General features: G+C 37.7%; 17 protein-coding genes. 13 read left to right on the top strand and 4 right to left on the bottom strand.

Annotated elements, in window-relative coordinates; translation table 11 throughout:
* The first annotated feature begins 8 nt into the window (after nt 1-8).
* From CLO1100_RS09350 to CLO1100_RS09315, 8 genes are all read left to right on the top strand, one after another.
* On the top strand, nt 9-1,478 hold the full coding sequence (locus CLO1100_RS09350) for a sugar ABC transporter ATP-binding protein (protein ID WP_014313510.1): 1,470 nt from the start codon (nt 9-11) through the stop codon (nt 1,476-1,478).
* A 16-nt stretch (nt 1,479-1,494) separates the two neighbouring features.
* The gene (locus tag CLO1100_RS09345) at nt 1,495-2,457 is read left to right on the top strand and encodes an ABC transporter permease (protein WP_014313509.1); all 963 of its coding nucleotides are present in this window, start codon (nt 1,495-1,497) and stop codon (nt 2,455-2,457) included.
* Nucleotides 2,458-2,515: 58 nt separating this feature from the next.
* Entirely contained in the window at nt 2,516-3,514 is a 999-nt protein-coding gene (locus CLO1100_RS09340; RefSeq protein ID WP_014313508.1) for a substrate-binding domain-containing protein, read from the top strand.
* A gap of 101 nt (nt 3,515-3,615) precedes the next feature.
* Complete coding sequence (locus CLO1100_RS09335; RefSeq protein WP_014313507.1) at nt 3,616-4,383, top strand: GolD/DthD family dehydrogenase; 768 nt, start codon at nt 3,616-3,618, stop codon at nt 4,381-4,383.
* 37 nt (nt 4,384-4,420) lie between these two features.
* Complete coding sequence (gene rpiB / locus CLO1100_RS09330) at nt 4,421-4,879, top strand: ribose 5-phosphate isomerase B (protein ID WP_014313506.1); 459 nt, start codon at nt 4,421-4,423, stop codon at nt 4,877-4,879.
* A 33-nt stretch (nt 4,880-4,912) separates the two neighbouring features.
* Nucleotides 4,913-5,914 (top strand): dihydroxyacetone kinase subunit DhaK, encoded by a 1,002-nt coding sequence (locus CLO1100_RS09325; RefSeq protein WP_014313505.1) that lies wholly within the window; start codon nt 4,913-4,915, stop codon nt 5,912-5,914.
* A gap of 32 nt (nt 5,915-5,946) precedes the next feature.
* Complete coding sequence (dhaL, locus tag CLO1100_RS09320; RefSeq protein ID WP_014313504.1) at nt 5,947-6,585, top strand: dihydroxyacetone kinase subunit DhaL; 639 nt, start codon at nt 5,947-5,949, stop codon at nt 6,583-6,585.
* Between the two features lie 142 nt (nt 6,586-6,727).
* Nucleotides 6,728-7,576, top strand: a complete 849-nt coding sequence (locus tag CLO1100_RS09315; protein WP_014313503.1) for a hypothetical protein — start codon at nt 6,728-6,730, stop codon at nt 7,574-7,576.
* Nucleotides 7,577-7,605: 29 nt separating this feature from the next.
* Here CLO1100_RS09315 and CLO1100_RS09310 read toward each other — a convergent pair whose 3' ends face one another.
* Nucleotides 7,606-7,863 (bottom strand): hypothetical protein, encoded by a 258-nt coding sequence (locus CLO1100_RS09310; protein ID WP_242836717.1) that lies wholly within the window; start codon nt 7,861-7,863, stop codon nt 7,606-7,608.
* Nucleotides 7,864-8,142: 279 nt separating this feature from the next.
* Here CLO1100_RS09310 and CLO1100_RS21060 point away from each other — a divergent pair, with 279 nt between their 5' ends.
* The 3 genes from CLO1100_RS21060 to CLO1100_RS09300 all read left to right on the top strand — a co-directional run bounded on the left by CLO1100_RS21060 (nt 8,143) and on the right by CLO1100_RS09300 (nt 15,493).
* On the top strand, nt 8,143-9,063 hold the full coding sequence (locus CLO1100_RS21060; protein WP_014313501.1) for a LamG domain-containing protein: 921 nt from the start codon (nt 8,143-8,145) through the stop codon (nt 9,061-9,063).
* Nucleotides 9,064-9,150: 87 nt separating this feature from the next.
* Nucleotides 9,151-13,683, top strand: coding sequence for a family 43 glycosylhydrolase (locus CLO1100_RS09305; RefSeq protein WP_014313500.1), 4,533 nt, complete (start codon nt 9,151-9,153; stop codon nt 13,681-13,683).
* 391 nt (nt 13,684-14,074) lie between these two features.
* Nucleotides 14,075-15,493 carry a dockerin type I domain-containing protein gene (locus tag CLO1100_RS09300; RefSeq protein ID WP_014313499.1) on the top strand — a complete coding sequence of 473 codons (1,419 nt, stop codon included), beginning with the start codon at nt 14,075-14,077 and terminating at the stop codon, nt 15,491-15,493.
* Between the two features lie 94 nt (nt 15,494-15,587).
* Here CLO1100_RS09300 and CLO1100_RS09295 read toward each other — a convergent pair whose 3' ends face one another.
* The 3 genes from CLO1100_RS09295 to CLO1100_RS09285 all read right to left on the bottom strand — a co-directional run bounded on the left by CLO1100_RS09295 (nt 15,588) and on the right by CLO1100_RS09285 (nt 19,825).
* Nucleotides 15,588-16,625: a hypothetical protein gene (locus tag CLO1100_RS09295; RefSeq protein ID WP_014313498.1), complete on the bottom strand. Its 1,038-nt coding sequence runs from the start codon at nt 16,623-16,625 to the stop codon at nt 15,588-15,590.
* A 1,059-nt stretch (nt 16,626-17,684) separates the two neighbouring features.
* Complete coding sequence (locus CLO1100_RS09290; protein WP_014313497.1) at nt 17,685-18,710, bottom strand: LacI family DNA-binding transcriptional regulator; 1,026 nt, start codon at nt 18,708-18,710, stop codon at nt 17,685-17,687.
* Nucleotides 18,707-19,825, bottom strand: a complete 1,119-nt coding sequence (locus tag CLO1100_RS09285) for an amidohydrolase family protein (protein ID WP_014313496.1) — start codon at nt 19,823-19,825, stop codon at nt 18,707-18,709. The genes CLO1100_RS09290 and CLO1100_RS09285 overlap by 4 nt, the downstream gene beginning before the upstream one ends.
* A 1,238-nt stretch (nt 19,826-21,063) precedes the next feature.
* Here CLO1100_RS09285 and CLO1100_RS09280 point away from each other — a divergent pair.
* Together CLO1100_RS09280 and CLO1100_RS09270 are read left to right on the top strand one after the other, a co-directional pair.
* Entirely contained in the window at nt 21,064-23,391 is a 2,328-nt protein-coding gene (locus tag CLO1100_RS09280) for a phosphoenolpyruvate synthase (protein WP_014313495.1), read from the top strand.
* 339 nt (nt 23,392-23,730) lie between these two features.
* The gene (locus tag CLO1100_RS09270; protein WP_041700200.1) at nt 23,731-24,000 is read left to right on the top strand and encodes a hypothetical protein; all 270 of its coding nucleotides are present in this window, start codon (nt 23,731-23,733) and stop codon (nt 23,998-24,000) included.
* Nucleotides 24,001-24,029: the final 29 nt, after the last annotated feature.

Raw genomic sequence — 24,029 nt, 5'->3', positions numbered from 1 at the left:
TACTTGAAATGAAAGATATCAGCAAGAGTTTTACGGGAGTAAATGTATTGCATGATGTACATTTTAAACTGGAAAAGGGTTCAGTTCATGCCCTTATGGGTGAGAATGGAGCCGGCAAATCCACACTCATGAAAATCCTGGCTGGGGTAACAAAGAGTGATAAAGGAAGCATCAGTATAAATGGTAAGGATGTAGAAATAAATTCGCCTACAGATTCTCAAAATCTGGGGATTGCAATGATTCACCAGGAATTGTCTCCTATTCCGGGAATGACAGTAGCTGAAAATATATATTTTGGCCGTGAACCTGGAAAAGGAGGATTTGTTGACTATCGAACACTTTACAAGCAAACAGAAGAATTATTAAACAGGCTTCATATTAATAATATTAGTCCCAAAGAAAAACTTCAGAATCTACAGGTTGCTGACCAGCAGCTTGTGGAGATAGCAAAGGCTATTTCCTTTAATGCAGAGATTATTATTATGGATGAACCTACTTCGGCAATTACAGATAAAGAAGTTGATAACCTTTTCATAATAATAGATAACCTTCGAAAAGAAGGAAAGGGAATCATATATATTTCTCATAAAATGGATGAGGTTTTCAGGATTTCTGACGAAATTACCGTTCTTAGAGATGGAGCATATGTGGATTCCTGGCAAGCTAAAGATATCAATAATGAAATCCTAATTAAAAATATGGTTGGGCGAGAGCTCAGCGACATTTATCCAAAGGTCCACGTTCCTATAGGCGAAAAGGTATTGGAAGTCCGTAATCTGACACTTCAAAACAAATTTTCTGATATAAACTTTGATGTCAGAAAAGGAGAAATTCTTGGTATTGCAGGATTGGTTGGCGCAGGCCGTACTGAAGTAATGCAGGCTCTGTTCGGTCTTAGCCCGGCAGATGAAGGTGAAATAATCTTTGAGGGGAAAAAACTTAATCCCAAGGAGCCAGTGGAAGCAATTAAGAATGGTTTGGCATTTGTTACTGAAGACAGAAAAGGCGAAGGACTTGTACCGTATATGAGTGTAGGAAACAATATTACACTGGCTTCTATGAAGGACTTTGAAAAGAATTGTTTGATTGACATGAAATCCGAGGATGAAGTAATTCAGAAACAGATTTCTTCTCTCCGTATTAGGACACAAGGAAAAGAGCAGTTAGTATCATCTCTTTCCGGAGGAAACCAACAAAAGGTTGTTCTTGCAAAGTGGCTGATAAAAAAGCCAAAACTGTTAATATTGGACGAGCCTACCCGAGGTATTGATGTAGGTGCTAAATCTGAAATCTATAAGATTATGTGCGACTTTGTTGCACAGGGGAATTCCATTATAATGATTTCTTCGGAAATGCCTGAAGTAATGGGGATGGCTGACAGGATTATTGTATTAAGCAATCGCAAATTAGGCGGAGAACTTAAGAGGGAAGATTTTGTACAGGAAAACATTATGAGACTTGCTGTATCTAAAATGTGATAATGGGGTATGAAAAATGGAGAATATAAAAAATTACAGAAAAATGACTGCAGGTCAGTTTTTTGAGAAATTTGCAACATTGATTGGACTGTTTTTGGTTATATTGATTTTTGCTTTATTAAAACCAAAATTCCTTGATGTAAACAATGTTTTTAATCTGTTACGGCAGGCATCCATTAATGGTTTACTTGCCCTTGGAATGACCTTTGTAGTATTAACAGGAGGAATTGATCTCTCCGTGGGTTCAATATTGGGTGCATCCGGTATATTTGCAGCACTGGTTGCCCAAAATCAAAGTATTCCCTGGTTTGTAGCAGTTTTGGTTGGATTAGGTGTAGGGTTTATACTAGGAAGTTTGAACGGAATAGTAATCTCGTGGCTTAAGGTTCCCGCTTTTGTTGCTACATTGGGTATGTTAAGCGTCGCCAGAGGAATTACTTATCTGGCCAGCAATGCACAGCCGGTACCGGGGTTAAGTGAAGGATTCCTGAAAATTGGCGGAGGAAATGTTGGAATTATACCAATCCCAGTTATTATCCTTGCAGTAGTATTCATAATTTGCAGTGTTCTTATATACAAGGCTAAATACGGAAGATACATTTTTGGTGTAGGCGGAAATGCCAAAGCTGCCCGTCTATCAGGTATTAACGTTAAGAAGATCAAGTGGTCGGCATATATGATAGCAGGTGTCTTGGCAGGACTGGCAGGTGTAGTATTGACCTCCCGTGTATCTTCAGGTTTGGCAATGGCAGGACAAAACTATGAGACTGACGCTATTGCGGCAGTTGTAATGGGCGGAACCAGCCTGGCAGGCGGTAGAGGAAGACTATGGGGAACTCTTGTCGGAGTTCTTATAATAGCAGCTTTAAATAATGGCTTGGATATGATGGCAGTATCATCCTACTGGCAGTTAATTATTAAAGGTTTGATAATTATTGCGGCTGTTATGATGGATAGCTTGAACAGTTCTAATGATTAATATCCGTTTTTTAAAAAAACGGTTTATTATTAAATTAAAATTTAAAGGAGAAATAGTTATGAAAACAATGAAAAGACTCGTAGCAATGCTAGTAGCTGCAATAATGCTAATCTCTTTCGCAGCTTGTTCTTCTGACAATGGTAAAAAATCTGAAGAAACTAAGTCTTCAGACACAACTACGGCAACTCAATCAAGCAAGCCAGCTGACAAAAAAATTGTTGTTGGAATGACACTGTACAGTCTGAAAAATGAATTCACAGTCCGCCTTTCAAATGCTGCAAAGAAGAAAGCAGCAGAATTGGGAGTGGAACTCAAGATTTATGATGGTAACTATGATCCAAACACACAAATAAACCAGGTTGAAACAATGATTTCTGACGGTGTGAACGCTATTATCCTAAACCCTCAGGATGCAAAAGCCTGTGCGGTTGCGGTTGATAAGGCAGCAGCAGCGAATATACCGGTAATCGGAGTCAACACCCGTGTTGACAGTGAAAAACTCACTAGCTACGTTGGCTCAAAGGACGTATATGCAGGTGAATTGGAAATGCAGGCAATTGCCGATAAGCTCGGTGGAAAGGGCAACATTGTTATACTTGACGGTCCTCTCGGACAATCAGCACAGTTGGAACGCAGCGAGGGAATCCAAAATGTACTTAAGAAATATCCTGATATCAAGGTTCTGGCAGAAAAAACAGCTAACTGGTCACGTTCAGAAGCTATGACAGTTATGGAAAACTGGTTGCAGGCTTTTGACAAGATAGATGCTGTTGTTGGTGAAAATGATGAGATGGCACTTGGAGCAAGAAAAGCAATTGAAGCTAAGAAACTGGATATCCCTACAATCGGTGTTGATGGTATAACAGATGCTTTGGATGCTGTAGAAAAAGGGACATTAATTGCATCTATATTCCAGGATGGTGCAGGACAGGGAAGTAAAGCATTGGAAATTGCTGTTGCTAAGGCGAAAGGCGAAAATGTTGACAAAGAATACTGGATTGATTTTGAACCCGTAACAAAGGACAACGTAGCAGAATTCAAGCAAAGAGCACAATAATACGATTAATATGGATTACGAGGAGGGGAGTAAAGCTCCCTTTCCTTATAATCTGAAAATGTACAAGATAAATAAAATGTAGCTAAATGGAGGGTCTAATTATGTTGGAATACTGCGGAGCAGATTTGAATTTCTCGTTGCAAGGCAAAACAGCAATAATCACAGGAGGTGCAGCAGGAATAGGACTGGCTACTGCACACTTTTTTACAGGAAAAGGTGTTAATTGTGTTTTAGCAGATCTAAATCCTGAAGCAGATAAAATAGCACATGAGCTGGGTGAAAATTGCATAGGTGTTTCCGGTGATATAACAAATGCGGATTACAGACAATCTGTTATTGATGCAGCAGTAAAGAGATTCGGAAGTGTTGATATTCTTGTAAACTGTGCAGGAATAGTAGCATTGGATAGTGCTGAAACTTTAGATGATAATATGTGGGATAAGACAATAAGCATAAACCTGACAGCCTCCTTCAAGATGGCTCAGGCGGTTGGTAAATATATGATTGATGCAGGTAAAAAGGGCTCTATAGTTAATATGGCATCACAAGCAGGTGTTATTGCACTTGACAAACATGTTGCCTATTGTGCCAGCAAGGGCGGAATTATTGCAATGACAAAGGTAATGGCATATGAATGGGGCAAGTACGGTATCAGAGTTAACGCAGTTTCACCTACGGTAGTGCTTACCGACTTGGGTAAAAAAGCATGGGAAGGCCCCGTTGGAGATGCATTTAAAAAGGAAATGCCTTCGGAACGTTTTGCAGAACCCGATGAAATTGCCGGTACGATAGCATTTCTCTGTAGTGGTGCAGCAGGTATGATTACGGGACACAACCTGCTTATTGATGGAGGCTTTACTATAAAATAGAAAATTAGTTTAACCAAATAAAATAGAGGTGATTAAAATGTCAATAGCTATAGGATGTGATGAAGCAGGATTTCAATTTAAGGAAGTAATAAAGAAGCTATTAATAGAAAAAGGGTTGGACGTTGAAGATTTTGGAGTATATAGTACCGACCCTGTTCTATACCCTGATATTGCTGTTGCCGTTGCCAGGTCAATAGCTGAAGGAAAACATGAAAGAGGAATTTTGATTTGCGGAACGGGGATAGGAATGGCCATTGCTGCCAATAAAGTTCCCGGAATCAGAGCGGCCGTTTGTCATGATTCTTTCTCAACTGAACGTTCCAGAAAGAGCAACAATGCACAGATTATGACCCTTGGAGCACGTGTAATAGGAATTGAGCTTGCAAAGCAGCTGGTCAATTTATGGCTGGGATGTGAATTTGACGGCGGTGGTTCAGAGGCAAAAGTTAATAAAATATCAGAATATGAAAATGAATTTTATAAAAGCTGCAGATAAATCCATATTAAATGAAAAGAGGGGGATTTTAATATGCAAAGAATTATTAATGATCCATTCAATTGTGTAGAAGATATGTTGGAAGGTTTTTTAAAGACTCACTCTGATATAGTTGTTAAAACAGACAATCCAAGAACAATTAAATATAAAAACGCTCCTGTTCCCGGAAAAGTCGGTGTTGTTACCGGCGGAGGGTCAGGGCATAAACCGGCATTTATCGGTTATTGCGGAAAAAATATGGTGGACGCTGTTGCAGTAGGTGAGATATTTGCATCACCCACAGCAAAAGCATTTCTGGATGCTATGAGAGAAGCAGATTCGGGAAATGGTGTGGCATGTCTCTACGGAAACTACGCCGGAGACAATATGAATGTCAAAATGGCTACAGCCTTTGCGGAAGAAGAAGGAATAACAGTTAAAACTGTTGTAGCTAATGACGATGTTGCTTCTGCACCTAAAACTGAGAAGGAAAAAAGGCGTGGTGTTGCAGGCGAAATATTAATGTGGAAGGTTGGAGGAGCTAAAGCTGCTAAGGGCGGAACTCTTGATGAAGTAATAACTGCTGCACAAAAAGCCATAGATAATACAAGAAGTGTTGGTATCGGTCTTACCTCATGTACAATACCAGCAGTGGGACATTCAAACTTCAAGATTGAGCCGGGAACAATGGAGGTTGGCATTGGTCATCACGGTGAACCCGGAATATCAGTTTCAGCACTTAAGACAGCTGATGAGATGGCTCAGGAAATGCTTGATATTATTCTCCCTGATTATCCTTTTGTTGCCGGGGATGAGGTTGTGGCTCTAGTTTCAGGATTAGGTGCTACTCCTATAATGGAATTATATATCCTTTACAACAAAGTTGAAGAAATACTTACAGAAAAGGGTATCAAAGTATACAGATCCTATGTGGGCAACTACTTTACTTCTCTTGAAATGATGGGTGCTACCCTAACACTGATGAAAGTTGATGAAGAATTAAAGGAACTGGTAGACGAAGAAGTAAATACAGTTGGAATGAAGCAGTTTAAATAATAGTTATATAAAATCTGAAAGGGGTAATAACTATGAGCAGCTTTAAAAATTCAGGAGCATCTTCAGTAGTATATAATGTGATAAACACAATTATTGATAATTGGACTTACTTAAGTGAAGTTGACGGATTAATAGGTGACGGAGACCATGGAGTTAATATGAACAAGGGCTTCACCATGACAAAAAATAAGCTTGGAGGTAAGGAAGTCAGTTTATCGGAAGGGTTTAATGTACTGGGCAAAACATTGATACTGGAAATTGGCGGTTCTATGGGCCCTCTTTACGGAACCTTCTTTATGGAGTTTTCCAAAGCATGTAAAGATGTTGAAGATATAGACAAGGAGGCTTTCAGAGCAACCTTAGAAGGTGCACTAAAAGGCATGCAGGCTTTTGACAAAGCAAAGGTTGGTGACAAAACTCTAATGGATACTCTGGTTCCGGCAATTGAAGGTTACAAGGCGGCTTTGGCGGAAGGAAAGGATTTTAAAGCTGCACTGGAGAACATGAAGGTCGAAGCTGAAAAGGGTAAGGAATCTACACGGGATATGGTGGCGAAAATAGGTAGAGCGGCAAGACTTGGGGAAAGGTCAAGAGGAGTTCTTGATGCAGGTGCAACTTCATGTAACCTTATCCTGAAATCAATGGCAGAAGCTATTATTGAATTATTGTAATTATCCCTCTTAAATGCAATATCATAAAAAATTAAGCCAATCATCTTTAGCTGATGATTGGCTTAATTTTTTATAATATTGTAAATTTTTATTATTTATTGTAATATTATCTATATATTTGTGTAAGGGGAGATGAAATACTATGCAAAGTGTAGGTAAGTTATCTGTAAAACGAAATCGGATAATTTTGATAAGTTTAATTTTATTGATTGTTCTCGCCACTTTAACTACTGCATTTATCATATCTAAAAAAGCAGAAAAACCTTCAACCTATGTATTCGGCGAGCAAGCACTGAAAGTAAACGGTAAAATTGTTGAAACCAGCGTTTTTCGTGATGAAAAAAATATTTTCTTTGATAGAAACAAAGGAAACTCTTCATTGATGCAGAAAACCGATGAAGAAATCAATGATTTGATTCTCGAAGAAGTAATCAAAAAAGTACTGGCAGATAACTATTTTTACAATGAATCAGGTTACAAAGTGACTCAAAAAGAAATAGATGACTATTACAATAAATACGTAAAGCCAAGCTTGGAAGGCGCTGGTGGCGAGGGTTCCAGTATCAGCGAAGGCCTCGACTATAAGTCAGAAGCCGAATATAAAAAAGATGTTGAACTGTATATTTTAAAGTTAAAGAGTGTTCCGGGTATTGCAAAGGAGTATGGAATAAGTCTTGATGAAAACGAATTCAACACAAAATACGATGAATATACCAAACAGTACAAGGACATGCCGAAATCAGCCCACCCTAAAGATGAATATAAGAAAATGCTGCTTGTAAGGGAATTTTCCATATCGGATAAACTAAATACATGGCTTGAAAAACTCAGAAGCAAGGCTAAAATAGAGATTTTAGAACCTTCATTAAATGCTTTCAGGCTGTATAAAAATGGGGAGTATTCCAAAGCTGCGGATGAATATAAAAAAGCCTATAAAAAGTATAAGCAAAGCTTATATAAGGATAAGGAAAAGGAATGTAGAAATAAGTAGTAAGGGAAAAAGCAGTCTGCCAGACTGCTTTAATTTTTTGCTATAAATTTTACAAAGTCTATAATGGTTAAAAATAATAATAAAAACGCTATTGGCAGTCCAATATAAATTACTGTACGTAAAAGCTTGCTAGGTGGCTTATATTCAGATTTGTACCCATAAAATCGAAGTTCAAATAGTTTATTAGTGAAGATTCCTTTGTTTCTTTTTTCTGCATCTTCGTGAAGCTGGATTTCTGCTTCAGTCATTTGCCTGAGAAAATTCTTCTGAATTTCATTTTTCATCATGTTAACCCCACGTTGTAAAATTAATCATTTTGATTATATATGAAATTGGAATATTCTTGCAATGCTAAAATAATTTAAGTCATTTCTGACCCTGATAGGCTATAATATTTCGGCCGATATTACCATCAAAACTATAAAAATTATTAATACATATATTTACTAATATGTATATAACTATGATAAAATGTTCTTGTATAAACCCGACGATGATATCTATTTGTAGAAATAGAAGCTCCCATAAAATCTTATGTTAACCAGTAAGTTTTAGGAGGAAAGCAAATGATTAAAATGCGTATTTTGTCGTGTTTGCTAATTACTTCAATTGTTGCAGGACTATTTTCATTTATACCTGCAAATAAGGCAAATGCTGACGCAGGTTTGATGCTTTGGTACAGGTTTAACGAGGGAACCGGAACAAAAGTTGCCGATTCCTCCGGTAACGGCAGGGATGGTATTTTGAATGGTAATTGCAGTTGGATAACGACTCAGAATGGATCGGGTGCAGTTGCATTGGATGGAAGTTCAGGGTATATAAAGATGCCTAATGGCCTTCTGTCAGGTCTGACAGAGACTACTGTAAGCGCCAGGGTGTTTGTTGATCCGTCAAATGTCAACCCGTCCTGGGTATTTAATTTCGGTACGACGACAGATTCAAAAAGTGATGTAAATGCACATTATTTTGGTTTTCTACTGGAATCAGGAGCATACAGGGTTATGCTAGCAAAAGCTCACTGGACTGACGAACAAAACACTAAGGTCAACTCGACATTTAGTACTGGGGTGTGGAAGTACATTACATATACTCAAAAAGAGACTTTAGGTACACTTTATGTAGATGGGGTGAAGGTTGCTGAAAACACAAATGTCGTATATACTCCCAAAGATATTGAGTCTACGGTAGCGAATTTTATTGGAAGAGCACCATATACTGCTGATAATTACTTCAAAGGCAAGGTTGCAGATTTCCGTCTATACAACAGGGCACTCAGCGCCACAGAGGTAGTAGAATTAAGTAACGGAGGCGCAGCTGATATTGTTGCAATGGACAAAGCAGCACTAACCCTTGAAGATTTGAGTCAGGTAACTTCTAAAATCAACTTGCCAACGGCAGGCGTAAATGGCAGTACGATTACCTGGGTGTCATCCGACACAAGTCTTGTTTCTTCAACCGGGTATGTAACTCGTCCTAAATACCCGTAGACAGATAAGCAGGCAACACTTACCGCAACTATCACAAGAGGAAGTGTAAGTGATACAAAAATATTTAAAGTTACAGTTAAGGCATTGTTGCAAGGGCAGGATCAGGCAATTGAGAATGCAAAAAAACAGCTTCTTATTCGTAATGCAGATGATATACGTGGAAATATTACATTGCCGACGGCAATTGTTACTGATGGAGTAACTGTTAAGGTAACCTGGTCAACGGACAAGCCTTATATTGTCAATGTGATTGAAGTAGTGAATTCAGGATATGACAATGCACCTGCGGGTATTGTTACAAGACCTTATACAGACACTCAGGTAACCTTAACGGCTCACCTGACTAATGGAACGGCAACGGGTACGGCAGATTTGACAATTATTGTTAAGGCGAAACCGAAAACTATAAGTGAATCAGATTATAAGGGATATTTCTTTACATATTTTAATGGCACTGCCAGATCTGATGCAGAACAGATATACTTTGCTTCAAGTACCGATGGACTTCATTGGAATGAACTCAATGGAAACAATCCGGTGCTAACTTCAACCGTTGGAGATAAGGGTGTTCGTGATCCATTTATTTTAAGATCTCCTGATGGGGATAAATTCTATTTGGTAGCAACCGATCTGAGAATAGCAAATGGTGCCGGTTGGAGTGCGGCTCAAACAGCCGGAAGTAAATCGGTTGTTGTTTGGGAATCCAATGATTTGGTAAACTGGTCTAAAGAAAGACTGGTTAAGGTTGCAAGAGATGATGCAGGCTGTACCTGGGCTCCTGAAATTGTATTTGATGTAAAGACAGGGGAGTATGTGATTTTTTGGGCATCACGAATAGAAGCAGATAACTATAGTAAGCAAAGGATATACATTGCAAAGACAAGAGACTTTTATACCTTTACAGAGCCAAAGGTTTATATAGACAGAACTTCTGATGTAATAGATGCAACTATGATTAAACATGAAGGTATGTATTACAGGTTTTCAAAAGACGAGGTAAACAAGAATATAATAATAGATAAATGTGACCAATTGTTGAATAAGGAGTTTGTGTCGGTTGCATCAGACAGTGTTGGAAGCCAGAAAGGTGTTGAAGGGCCGGCAATATTCAAATTTAACGGTCAAAATAAGTGGTGTCTGCTATTAGATAACTATGGAGGCGGTGGTTACTATCCAATGGTTTCTACAGACATTTCTTCGGGAGTGTTTACAAAGTTGGGGTCCTCCGAGTATAAATTGCCGTCCGGGCCACGCCATGGAACAGTAATGCAGATAACACAAGCAGAATACAATGCAATTATGGCAAAATGGGGAGGCTCGACACCAGTTGAAGAACCCAAGACAACTCCAATACTTGAATATAAATTCGATGAGTCAAAGACAGGCAATACAATCGTTGATACATCAGGTAATAACCGTAATGGTACCTTGAATGGAAATGCAACTTATGTAAAAGACTCTGAAATGAACTCTCAAGTGTTATATCTGGATGGTACGTCAGGTACCTTTGCTGCGTTCCCGCAGGGTTTCTTTGATGGCAGGAATACGGTAACAATATCAATGGATATTAAGCCTGTGACAGTATCGGGTGATTTCTTTACTTTTACTGTAGGGAAAGATACAAATAAGTATATGTTTTTGAGAACACGGGATGCTGAAAGCAGAAATGCAATTACAATAAATTCCTACTCGAATGAGCAGGAGGTAAAAGCCACTACTGTATCTACAGCAAACAAGTGGATGAATATCAAGTTGGTAATAACACCTACAAGTATGGCTATTTATAAGGATGGCTTAATGCTTGGCAGAAACAATAATGTATCAATATCAATGTCTGATTTGGGTACAAGCCTACTGGCTTATTTAGGTAAATCCTTCTATTCAGATCCTTACTTCAAGGGCTATTTTGACAATGTAAAAGTTTATAATCGTGCATTTACTGAAACAGAAATTGCAGATGAATTTGGCATCGCTAACAAGCCGGTAAAAATAATAAGTGTAGAAGATGTGACTGTTACCAGTAAGGCAGGTCAAATACCTGAATTGCCTTCTAAAGTGAAAGTTAATTACAGCAATGGTACAACTGGAAATGCAAAAGTATTATGGAGCGATATCAGTCAGGCTCAGTATTCAACCGATGGAACTGCAACAGTAGAAGGAACAGTATATGAAAATGAGTACGATAACCCTTTAATATTGAACAGGGCAGATCCATGTATCTATAAACATACCGACGGAAATTACTATTTTACTGCTTCATATACGGATGGTTCAAACGGACACAACAATGTAGGCATGTACCAATATGACCGGATAGTACTTAGAAAAGCAGCGACAATTCAGGGCCTTGCCACTGGGACGGAAAAGGTAATATATACAAAGGCTCCACTAGGTGGAAACAAAAGCCCCCATGTCTGGGCACCGGAAATACACTTTATTAACGGAAACTGGTACATTTACTATACAACTACCATATCCAGCACCGATGTTTGGCAAATACGTCCACATGTCTTAATGTGCCCGGGAAATCTGGATCCAATGGTAAAGGAAAACTGGCAGGACAAGGGACTTGTTAAGAAGACTAATTCTTCAGACATGGCTTTTAATGGTTTCTCTCTGGATGAAACTGTTTTCGAGCATAATGGGAATCTGTATATGGTCTGGGCGCAGAATGACCCCAATTCAAACTTATATATTGCAAGAATGAAAGATCCATATACAATTGATACTAATGCAGTCAAGATTGCCTCAGCTCAATATGATTGGGAGATTCATGCCTACAAGGTGAATGAGGGGCCAAGCGTTATTAAGAGAAACGGCAAAATATTCATTTCTTATTCCGCTAGTGGTACAGATGCTCTGTATTGTCTTGGACTTCTTACAGCCTCGGATACAAGCGATCTTTTGAATCCGAGTTCATGGGTGAAGACACCGCATCCGGTAATGACCTTCAATACGGCAGCAGGCCAATATGGACCGGGGCACAATACATTTACAGTGTCGGAGGATGGTAGTGAAGATATTCTTGTATACCACGCCCGACAGGAAGAAAAGTATATCAGCAGCAGCTATGAACCCCTATATGATGCGGGCAGGCATACCCGTGTTCAGAAATTGTTCTGGAATAGCGACGGTACTCCCAACTTCGGAGCTCCAATGGCAGACGGAAAAGTATTGTCAAAGGTAAAGGTTAAAGCAAAAATAATAGAAGAAAACATTATAAAAGGAGCATCTGCAGCAGGCTACAGTATTATAGCAACTAAATGTGATTCGGCAAGTAAAAAGGCTACAGTATATTTCAGCCGCAGTAACAGTACTGTAAAGGAAATCTCATCAGTGCCTTTAACATATGAGTTATCAAGTGGCTGTACAATAGACGGAACAATCGGGCAACCGGTAGACTTGACACAGCCAGTTTCGATTAAAATAAAAATGCCGGATCAGAGTATACAGGAATGGACGGTAGAAGGGGTGCTCTGCAATAATCCGGTTTTGGGAGGACAATTTGCTGACCCAGACATCAATGTATTTGGAGATAAATTTTATATCTATCCTACAACAGACGGATATTCAGGATGGAGCGGAACGCAGTTCCATGCATTTTTATCATCAGACCTGGTTAACTGGATAGATGAGGGGGTTATCATGGATGCAGGAGTGGGGAAGGATGTTCCTTGGGCAGTAGGAAGTGCTTGGGCACCAACTATTGAAGGGAAGAAGGGAAAGTATTATTTCTATTTCTGTGCAAAGCGTTCAGATGGTAAATCCTGCATTGGAGTTGCAACCTCGGATAGTCCGACAGGGCCGTTTATAGCAGAGAAATCGCCTTTAATCACACCTGAGAATCTGGAAAATGGTGTTACAGTAAGTCAGACTATAGACCCGTCAGTCTTTACAGATGATGACGGAACTTCTTATCTGCTTTTTGGCAATGGATTACCTGCTATCGTTCAGTTGAATGAGGATATGATAAGTTTTAAATCAGGGTCTATGAAAAACCTGAGTGGTGCTACTGATTTCAGAGAATCAATTACAGTTATTAAGAGAAACGGTCTGTATCATTTCACTTGGTCATGTGATGATACAGGTAGTGAAAACTATCATGTGAACTATGGTACCTCAAACAGTTTATATGGGCCAATTCAATATCAGTACACGGTTTTATCAAAGAATCCAAACAACAATATTCTTGGAACCGGACATCAATCAATAATAAAGATTCCAAACAAGGATGAGTATTATATCTCTTACCACAGGTTTGTAACACCATTGGGTCAATATAGTAGTGGACTTGCTTATCATAGGGAGACCTGTATTGATAAAGTGGAGTTTGATACCAACACCGGGTTAATGAAGGTAGTAATTCCAACGTTAGAAGGAGTGGCAGAAACACCAATTGAAGTAGAAATAGTAGGTGATTATAACGGAGACAAAACAGTTGACGCCATTGATTTTGCGTTTTTAAAACAATATTTGCTGGGTAGAATAGAATGTTTTCCAGTACTGGACAAAATGTTTGTTGGAGATTTGAATATGGATGGTGAAATAAATGCTATTGATTTAGCAATTCTGAAAGGGTATTTGCTAGGGAAATTTGATAAATTACCGTATATTAATTAATATAATTTACGGGTAAAATTGCATGTACAGAGCAGCGCACCAGCGGTTGGTTTACTGTTGGTGCGAAATGCTGGTAACGAATATGCTTATAAACCTAAAAGTCAGGTTCAAGATTCCGAATATCTAAGCTTTTTATTTGCAAATATGATAAGTTGATAAAGTCTGGCTTGTTATAATGAGAAGCCAGTGTTATGTAGTAGGACGAAAAGTTATTACTAAGGCCGGAGAAAAGTCTTTGATTAGTTTTACAAAAATGATACCAGTAGTTGGTGCCCTGTTGGCTTTGTATTTGATTGGACTGCAACACAAACAGTAGGTAAATTTGCAATAAAATACTTTAAGGGATGATTTTCAATTTTTTAGAAAATTATTATTTTAGGAGGGAATTTTAATGAAAAAAATAAAACGCCTTATCGCCTTGGCAATTTTGACAGTGGTGTTTATCTCACCATTTCCGTCATCTGTCCAAAATGGCAATCAAGTGCTGGCCCTGAACAACGGTCTGGGATTGACTCCACCCATGGGTTGGAACAGTTGGAACATCTTTGGAGGTGACATCAATGAAGATAAGATTAAACAAATTGCAGATGCTATGGTTACAACAGGAATGAAGGATGCAGGCTATGAGTATGTCAATCTTGACGATAATTGGATGGCAAACCCAGCTCGTGACGCTAATGGAAAACTTATTCCGGATCCCAAACGTTTTCCTAACGGTATGAAAGCTCTGGCAGATTATATTCATTCAAAAGGGTTAAAATTTGGAATTTATGGTGATAGGGGAGTAACCACCTGCTGCAATATTCCCCAGAGTGGAAGTCAGGGGTATGAGGAACAAGATGCTAAAACTTTTGCTGAATGGGGTGTAGATTATTTGAAATATGATAACTGTGCTTCAGATAGTAATCTGCAGGCAGGCTACGAAAAAATGCGGGATGCTCTTTTGAAAACAGGAAGACCTATTTTCTACAGCATATGCTGCTGGTATTTTGCGGGTCCATGGATAATAGATTGCGGTAATTCTTGGAGAACAACAGGAGATATTAGTGACAACTGGGGAAGTATTACAAAGAATATTGATGAAAACTCCAAGTCAGCCGCTTACGCAGGTCCGGGCCATTGGAATGATCCGGATATGTTGGAGGTTGGTAATGGTAAAATGTCAGATACAGAATACAAAGCGCATTTCAGCATGTGGTGCATGATGGCAGCTCCACTTATTGCAGGAAATGATATTAGGAATATGACTCCTGCTACCAAAGAAATTCTTACCAACAAAGAAGTTATTGCTATTGACCAAGACGTTGCAGGGGTGCAAGGTACAAAGGTAAGTACTTCAGGCGAACTTGAAGTGTGGTGTAAACCGCTGGGGGTAGATGGTACTACCAAGGCAGTTATCCTCTTGAATCGAGGAGGCGCTTCGGCAGATATCACAGTCAATTGGAGAGATATTAAGCTTGCCGATGGTCCTGCTACTGTTCGTGATCTTTGGGAGCATAAGGATTGCGACACGTTTAACACCGGGTATACAGCCAATGTACCTTCCCATGGTGCGGTGGTATTAAAAGTTCAAACAAGCTCCACCGATCCGGCTATAATGTATGGTGATGTTGATGGAAGTGGCGTGATTGATGCACTAGATTATTCATTACATAAACGGTATCTACTTGGCCAGATATCCGATTTTCCTGAGTCAAAGGGCAAACTGGCTGCCGATGTTGATGGAGATGGTCAAATAACAGCATTGGATTTTTCATTAATCAAGCAATATTTGCTGGGAATTATTAATAAATTTCCTGCACAAAAATAATTAGTGAGGATTCATTCTTATTTTGCGGTTACCTATAAATACTGGACATATTTTGTAAGGGCATTTAACTTTACTTATAGAAAAGGAAATGCCCTTATGACGAATTTTCTATTATCATTTCTAAAGCTACTTTCTCATCAACAGCTATCTGTCTTATAAGATTTATTGCATTCTCTATTTTTCCCATATTCCCTGATACAAAAATTTTCAATATTATATTATGAAGTGTTATAGTATTCTTTCGTATTACTTCATATTTCATATAAATATTTTTCCAGTTTTTTAAATAGCCATTTACACCAAGGTACTCAATTCTCATAAGCATTAATGTTTTGTGATCAACAAGAACATTGAATGGTCGGTAATCCTTGCATGAATTTCCGCATGATAGTAATGTAAGGAAATCCTCTAATAGCTTATAAACATCCATTCCGAAGCAAAACTCAGTACTGTTTTGTTCGACATCATGTCGATAACCATCAGTGTAGCTTTTTAAGCCTGTTTCTGAGTTCAAAAAATCATTAATGAATGAAATTGTACGCTTTATGTTAAAATTATATTTTTCATATTTTACTGGTGCTACTAAAACAATGCCTTGCAAGAAGTCATTAATATTGCTCAAGTTGGTTGTAGAGAATGCTTTTTCCATTTCTGTAAAATTCACTTTTGCATGTCCATATTTATGTTTGTAGAAATCAGCGGTATAAAAAACTTCTTCTTGAGCGTCATAACCAAAAACATATGTATCGTGCATAAAGTTCTTAGATTGGTAAGCCCACGGAAAGTCAGAAATATAGAATTGATTTAAGTATAGAAAGGCATAGTAACCTGAATCGATAGAGTCAACCAAAAATTCACATATTGAGGACCACTTGTTTTCAATAAATTCCCTGTTTATTCTTTGATAATGAATCCATGGACAGCATTTCCATGCAATAGGTGCAAAGAAATCAACATAACAATTTTCAGATAAATCTTTACCGGCAAATAGTTGTATATAATAATCATAGAACCATATTATTGATTCATCATTTATCAATGCTGTTGAAAGAATATTAGCATGAGTAGGATATGATGTTATTGGCGGATAAATTGTTTTTAATATTTTCTTTTTCTCTGATTTAATATTCATACTCGATCACCTAGCCCTTTTTATTGTTTACTTAATTTAACGGAACATAAGCAAATATTTGGTCTAAAAATAATGTAGTTTTCTATCACTGAATATTTTACCATAAAAAAAGAATATTACATATTTGTTAATTATAGTTATCTATTTAAATTACTTGATTTTTTGTTATATGTTACATTTATTGTTTATTTTTTTCATAATACATTTGATTAATTGTACAAGTGCTAAAATTCTTTTAATCCTTGTGCCGAGGTATGATTTAACAAAGCAGATGCAAGTATTGATTTCAGAATGTGGATTTGGTATTGCCGAATACAATTATTAAGCCGTAGAAAAGCCATTTTGATATTAGTTTTGATAGAAATTATACTAAAATTATTTGTCCAGAAGGAGAATTACTTGGAATTGAAGGTTGCTGATCCATTGACAGATCCATATCTTAAAGATGATGGTAAAATATCAATAAGCGGTTAAGATTTTGCCTAATCGGTAAGCAATGGAACAGGGTTCTGTTGCAAAAACTCTTCTACATGCTTGTTAGATTTGAGTGAGCGATTAAGAATTGTTGCCAGTATAAGCAGTCTAAAATAGAATAAATATACTTTTTCTATAACAATACTGTACAATGCTTAAAAACTAGAATCCAGAATTTTCTACAACAATTTTGTGTTATGATATAGAGAGAAACTTATCATAGTGAAGATATAGAAAATTATTTCTAGTTATAAATTATTGTTTAAAAGCCCAGTATTCATCGGTATTATAGATATTCTATAATGTTATAGAATATTAGAAAAGTTATATAATAAAAAATGTATACTTATAAGACAAAAGTCGCATTTCATTTGCGGCTTTTTTTGTTATATAATTCATTTCTCGCCGGCAAAAATACTAACACCTCCGACCAAAAACATTTGGCATCGCTAGTCAGCCCCGCTGGGAGAGCCAGTGGGGACTCACGGGGAGACTGGTCTCCCTCGTAAGTCCCTTCGGGCGATTTTTGCACACAGAAACACAAGTGCCTAAATGGTCTGAGTGAATCGTGAAAGGATGAATCCTCTAATCCTTTCTATTTGGTTTACCTACCGAATCTCTGATAATAAGTCTCGGCATATAACGAACTGACTTGCCAGAACCGCCATTCATCAGTTCGACAAGGAGATCGGCGGCTCGATTACCGATAGATTCGTAATTGTGGCGAACCGTTGTGAGGGGAGGGGTGGTGTATTCAGAGAAGAAGGTACCGTCATAACCTATTACTGAGATATCTTCCGGCACTGAGATCGAGTTGTTATACAACTCTAGTAAAACTCCCATAGCCATTAAATCGTTTGCGCAGCATATTGCCGTCAATTGAGAAGACTTCTGTAGCAAGGCTGCTGCTGCCATTCTTCCACTGGCCCCGCTGAAATTACCTGTCTCAACCAGTGCGGCATCGTGTTCAACTCCAGCAGAATGAAGTCCTTCGCAAAACCCTCTATAGCGTTCCTTACAGATGTCCAATCCTACCGGGCCGTCTACATAGCCGATGATGCAGTGACCCTGTGCCGCAAGAAAAGTCCCGGCCATCTTACCGCCTTCATAATCATCAGATGCCACCAAGGAGCATTTCGGTCCTAAACTAGAGCCGAGATTCACCGAAGGAATCTTCAGCTTCAATGCCTCCTTCATAATCAGGTGCTCCTTTGAGAAAGGTTGCAGGAATAGACAACCCTCCAGATTACGCATCTGTACCCATTCATTTAAACTGTTCGGCTGGTAATCGTAGAAGGGAACGGAGAAAATCAACATGTCTTTATGGTATAAACGTAATGCTTTCCGAACCGACGGAAGAACATCGTCAGCATCACGAATCGATTCATAATCGAATTCAGGCACAAAAACACCTACTAGGCCACTCTTACGGGTTACCAATTGTTTAGCACCAAGATTCGGAACATAGCCTAGCTCGGCTGCCGCTTTTTGAACCTTAGCTATTGTGTTTGGATGTACTCCGTAGCTACCATTAAGAGCACGGGATACGGTACTCGTTGCTATACCAACGCGTTTTGCAATATCGTGAATCGTCGCGCTAATCGTTATCACCTTTTTCCGGCTTCTGCCAAAATTTGACCTGCCTCAAGCTTCGTAAGCCTCTTGGCATCATACTTCTTTCCTGTAACTTGCTCCAACTCATGGATCGCTTTCAATTGTGTTTGTGTTGCCGGCTGCGCCTGAATCAGGTTCATCAGGTTAGTATGAGCGACCTTCCGAGCAACGACCGGATCATCCAACAGATCCAAGATCTGATACATAGCTTGAATGGCTTTTTTTTCACCACCGCCTATGCCATAACCAGAGTCAGTGCCCAGCATGAAACGGTCGGAGTATTTCTTTATAACTGGAATGAATTCCTCCGGATGATTGCCGCTATCTGGGCTATAAACGGAGAAGCCTGCGAAGAAATCGGCATAAAGGTTTGGATGTTTTTCCATCAGCCTTTCAACCTCGGCGGGCGTGTTGTATGCATTAATATGTCCGAAAATAAAGATGGTATTCGGGTGTTCGTCCAGTGCTTGTTCTAGTTTGTCGATAGGCTCACCATTGGCGGGATCAATGTGCAAAAGAATCGGAGCCTTATATTTTGCGATTAGATCATAGATCTGAGGTAGGTAACCGTCCATAGGATGTTTCCCCTTCCAAGCAGCCTTCGATGTCATAGGTGAATATGTTGAAGCTGCTACTATTTCGCCGAGACCAAAATAGCCCTTTTCAAGATTATTTTTGATCACATCGAGGCTTTGAGCGCTATGTAGGTCAAAGCCAGAGAAATATGGGATGAATTTGTCGGGATATTGTTGATAGACGTCCCATGCGATTGAATCTGTATTCATCGCACTTGGCTCTGAGGTATCCCCAAACAATACTACCTTCTCTATGTGATACTCATCCCAGGTACTCATCATTGATGAGTATCGTAAACCACTGGCGTCATGATTATGGGCGTCGATAATGCCTAGATCTTGATAGGTATTAACGAATTGAAGTATAGAAGGGGAGTTCGTTAAAGCTCGCATTTCGGCAGCTTTTTCAGCAACAGCTTCCGGATTAAATGAATCTTTCTCGGTCTGAGGCCAGATAACTTGTCGATATCCATACAAGAGCCCGATTATAGTTACAACCAACAGTAGAGTGGCAACTCTAATCCAATTTTTATGCATATGAATTACACCGTCCTATAACAATATTTTCAGAAACGTTTCCGATTTAATGTTTGTATAATAACATAATATCTATAAATTGTAAATACATTTTTCGGGAACGTTTCCTATATATATTGTATATTAGTATGTATTTATACCAATTTATATTAAATAATGTAAAATATATAAATACTATAATAGGAAGTTGACAGATGTTGTTAAATTTACGAAATATATATTCTACACTAATGTCGTATGCTTATACGAACAATAGAAGGATGAATTTCAATAGTATTGATTGACAATCTAAATAAATAATGTTTATAACAACGATAATAACACTTACAGGTTTTTTATTTACTTCAATTGCCTGGGTTTGTAAATATATGGCTGCAAGCCACAATATTATTAATGTAATATTAAAGAATATACGTAAATTTTATGTTAACATTAAATGAATAATATAGCAAAAGTAGTTGTGACTTATCGTCGGAGATGTGTATATTCTGACCATATATTTGTTAAAAGAAGGTATAGCATTTACAAGACTAGGGATATAACTGTATATGACTCACTCCACCATGTTTAGAAGCAAACAAATCTTTATTGTAAAATTTAATTCAAAATCACCGGGATTAATTTTACCAAGCCCATTAACACACTTTGTTCAAAAATACTGTAAATCTTACATGTTATAGTTAAATGAATTACGTAAGTAAAATTAATCTATATGATCTAGGGATATTTAATTCCAAGCGAGAAATGGCTTTATGCCTTAAAAATTTTCGAAGAAGATATAAGGTATGAAAAAAATATGTAGATTTTACTATTGACTTGAGTTAGCAGGTCTTTATTTTATTAACTATTCATCCAATATAATACATTAAATTACATAACAATAAAATACATTTGATATTTAAATTAGGAAGATGTAAAATTATTTTATAGAAATTTTATACAATATATGAAAATATAAGTAGTTTGGGAAAGACTAGTACTTTTCAGGCTTATGTAAAAAAAGACCAAGTACGAAACACCTAAGTATTTTTTCTTTTAGCCTCCTTTGTTGAAGAAAAAGAAGATAGTGATGCCAATGTTATATCCTCTTTAATCCCTTTAAATGAATCAAAGATAGAGGAAGGAATACTTAAGCAATTCAATTATTATACAAAGTTGATTACAAAAAGATTCCACATAGTCGTTATAGGAAATCCATAGTCCTGAAATAGGCTCAATAACCAAAAGGAGGCATAAAAATGAATTACATATTAAGTCTTTCAGATATAAGTGCACAAAACGTGGATATTTCAGGTGGTAAAGGAGCAAATCTTGCACGGCTCATTCACCATGGGTTTAATGTTCCTGTTGGATATGTTATTACTACAAAAGTGTTTGATGAAAATTATCCAATAGAATGGGAAACAGAGCTTTCATCCCTTTCTCTAAATGGCATATATGCGGTGCGATCCTCTTCAACCGCAGAAGACATGCCTGCTAATTCATTTGCGGGTCAGCAAGATACTTATTTAAATGTCAGCGGGTTGGAAAACATAAAACAAGCAATCAAAAACTGTTTTGCATCCATCAATAATGAACGAGCAATACATTACAGAGAAAAAAATGGAATACATACATTTTCCATGGCGGTGGTATTACAAGAAATGGTTGATCCTGAATACTCAGGGGTTTTGTTCACGGCTGATCCTTCTAGTTCCGATAGGTTGACTACAATAATTGAGGCAGTTTCCGGACTTGGTGAGGAGTTAGTCTCCGGGCGGAAAATACCGACCATGTATAAAGTTAAGAACGGTAATATACAAAAGAGTGGAGAAAATAAAATATCGGATGAGAAAATTAATGAGCTTGTTCAAATTGGGAATAATATCCAAAATAGTTTTGGTAGTGAACAAGACATAGAGTGGTGTTTAAAAGACGATACATTTTATATTGTGCAGTCCAGACCGATAACCACGCTTTATCCGAAACCTCAGTCATCAGATGGTTTTAAACGCTGCTATTACTCTATGGGACATTTGCAAATGATGACAAACACCATTCTTCCCCTCGGTGGTGAATTTCTATCGCGTATGATGGGAACAGAATCACCATCATTTTGTGGCGGGCGGATATATGTGGATATAACTCGTCACTTAAAAAGTATATTTAGAAGAAATCTCTTATTGTGGGAATTCAAAGGATTTGACAAGAGGATTTATGATGGGGTTCAAGAGGTTTTAGAAAGAAAGGAATATATCCACTCTATCCCAAAAGGAGAATTTAGCTTCAAATTACCAAACAATATATTTCCAACTATTATAATGGGTTGGAAGACGTATATCAAGAATGATGTTTCAGTAATTCAAAAGTATTTTAGACGCATGGAGAGCTCTATTAAGGAACTCGAGAAGGAAATCGTTAATCATCATGAAGGAGAATTAGTGAGTTTTATTGAAAGAGATATAAAAACCAACCTTGTAAAAACATTTCGGGAGGATCCAATATGGGGATGTATTTCTGTTGCAAGGGTTCTAGCCTCATATATCAAAAAAAAGAGCGAAAAGTACATTGGGGAAAATGACATTATAAGCGAAATAGGAAAATCCATCCCTAATAATATTACAAGTGAAATGGGGATAGAACTTGGACGGATTGCTGATATAGTACGTAGACAACCTGAGCTTGTCGATTATCTGAAAAATGGAGGCGAAGATATTACTAAAATCGGGACTGAATTTTCAGCTTTTTTAAATAAATATGGTTGCCGTTGTAGTGGTGAGATAGACATTACAAAACCGCGTTATTCAGAAGATCATAAATCTTTAATTGCAATCATACTAGCAAACCTAAATCAACCAAATGGTCATGCTAACACAATATTTGAAAGAGGTTTGAGAGAAAGTCAAAAGGTAATCGACGAGCTATTGATGAAAGCAAATTCAAATGTTTTGAAAAAAAGGATTCTATTTTATCGCAATTTCTGGGGATTACGTGAAGCCCCTAAATATTACATGATGCGCCACTTTTGGATTTATAAACAGGCTCTTATAAAAGAGGCAAAAAGGTTAGGAATTAGAAATATAGATGATATTTATTATATGAACTTTAAAGAATTAAAAAGTGCTTTCTGTGGAGGTGAAATCAATTACAAAAAAATTGATAAAATGAAAATTGATTATAACCATTATGAAATATTGAATCCACCTAGAATTATTTTTTCTGATGGTGAGGTCATCAAAACCTTTTATGATACGAAAGCCCCAAATAATTCGCTTGTTGGAATTGGTGTATCAAAAGGTACTATTATTGGTAGAGCAAGAGTAATAGTAGATATTCTCAATGCGAAAGATATTCAAGATGGAGAAATATTAGTTACTAGATTTACAGACCCATCATGGACACCTGTTTTCCTTTCGATCATTGGACTCGTTACAGAAGTCGGGGGTATGGTAACTCACGGAAGTGTTGTTGCAAGAGAATACGGTTTGCCAGCAGTGGTAGGCGTAGATAACGCAACAAAATCCATTCGTACTGGTGATATGATAAGAGTAAACGGTGAAGACGGATGGGTAGAGATATTACCGTAAAGAGATTTTTCTGGAAGCACATCCCTGAACGTCATGAATCCTGGCCCGGTGCCGGGCCAATAGACCCCTAAAACATATGGATTGGAGCTCTAGTTTGTCTTGAATTGTGTTATATTTTTCAAGAACTCAATTTACGACTTCCAGATCATTTTTTTATATGCGTGTGAATTCCCCGCAGCAAAGAGGATCGACAAAAACTACGCCAATATGAGCATCGGTGAAATCATGGATGAACTGCTCCTGATGAACGACGCTAACGTAGAGCTACTTCAAAATAAATATATTATGTAGTTTATTTATCCCATTGCCAAGGCAGACTTTGCTGCAGCAACCGCTTACATGCCAAAATCAAGCATTAAAATTTCATGCCCATCCACTATTGTGCGTGGGAGCGATGAAAAACTAATTGACGAGCAGATTTATGTTTGGCAACAATATTATTCAAAAGTAATTGACTGCGAGTTTTTTGAAGGAGCCACTTCTTTTTTTCAAAATGAAAGTCTAAGTATGAAAGCTCGAGTCAATGCTCAAAAAATATACTTCATCAAAATGAGTTTTGTAGCTGATGACATAAAAGATATTTTACCGGAGTTTCTGACTGGTTTTTAAAGGTGTCACGGCTGTCCTGATATTCGTAA

The sequence above is a fragment of the Clostridium sp. BNL1100 genome (genome assembly GCF_000244875.1).
GTDB lineage: Bacteria > Bacillota > Clostridia > Acetivibrionales > DSM-1351 > Ruminiclostridium.
Note: the sequence above shows the minus strand (reverse complement) of the source record. Positions and strands in the feature narration are given on the sequence as shown.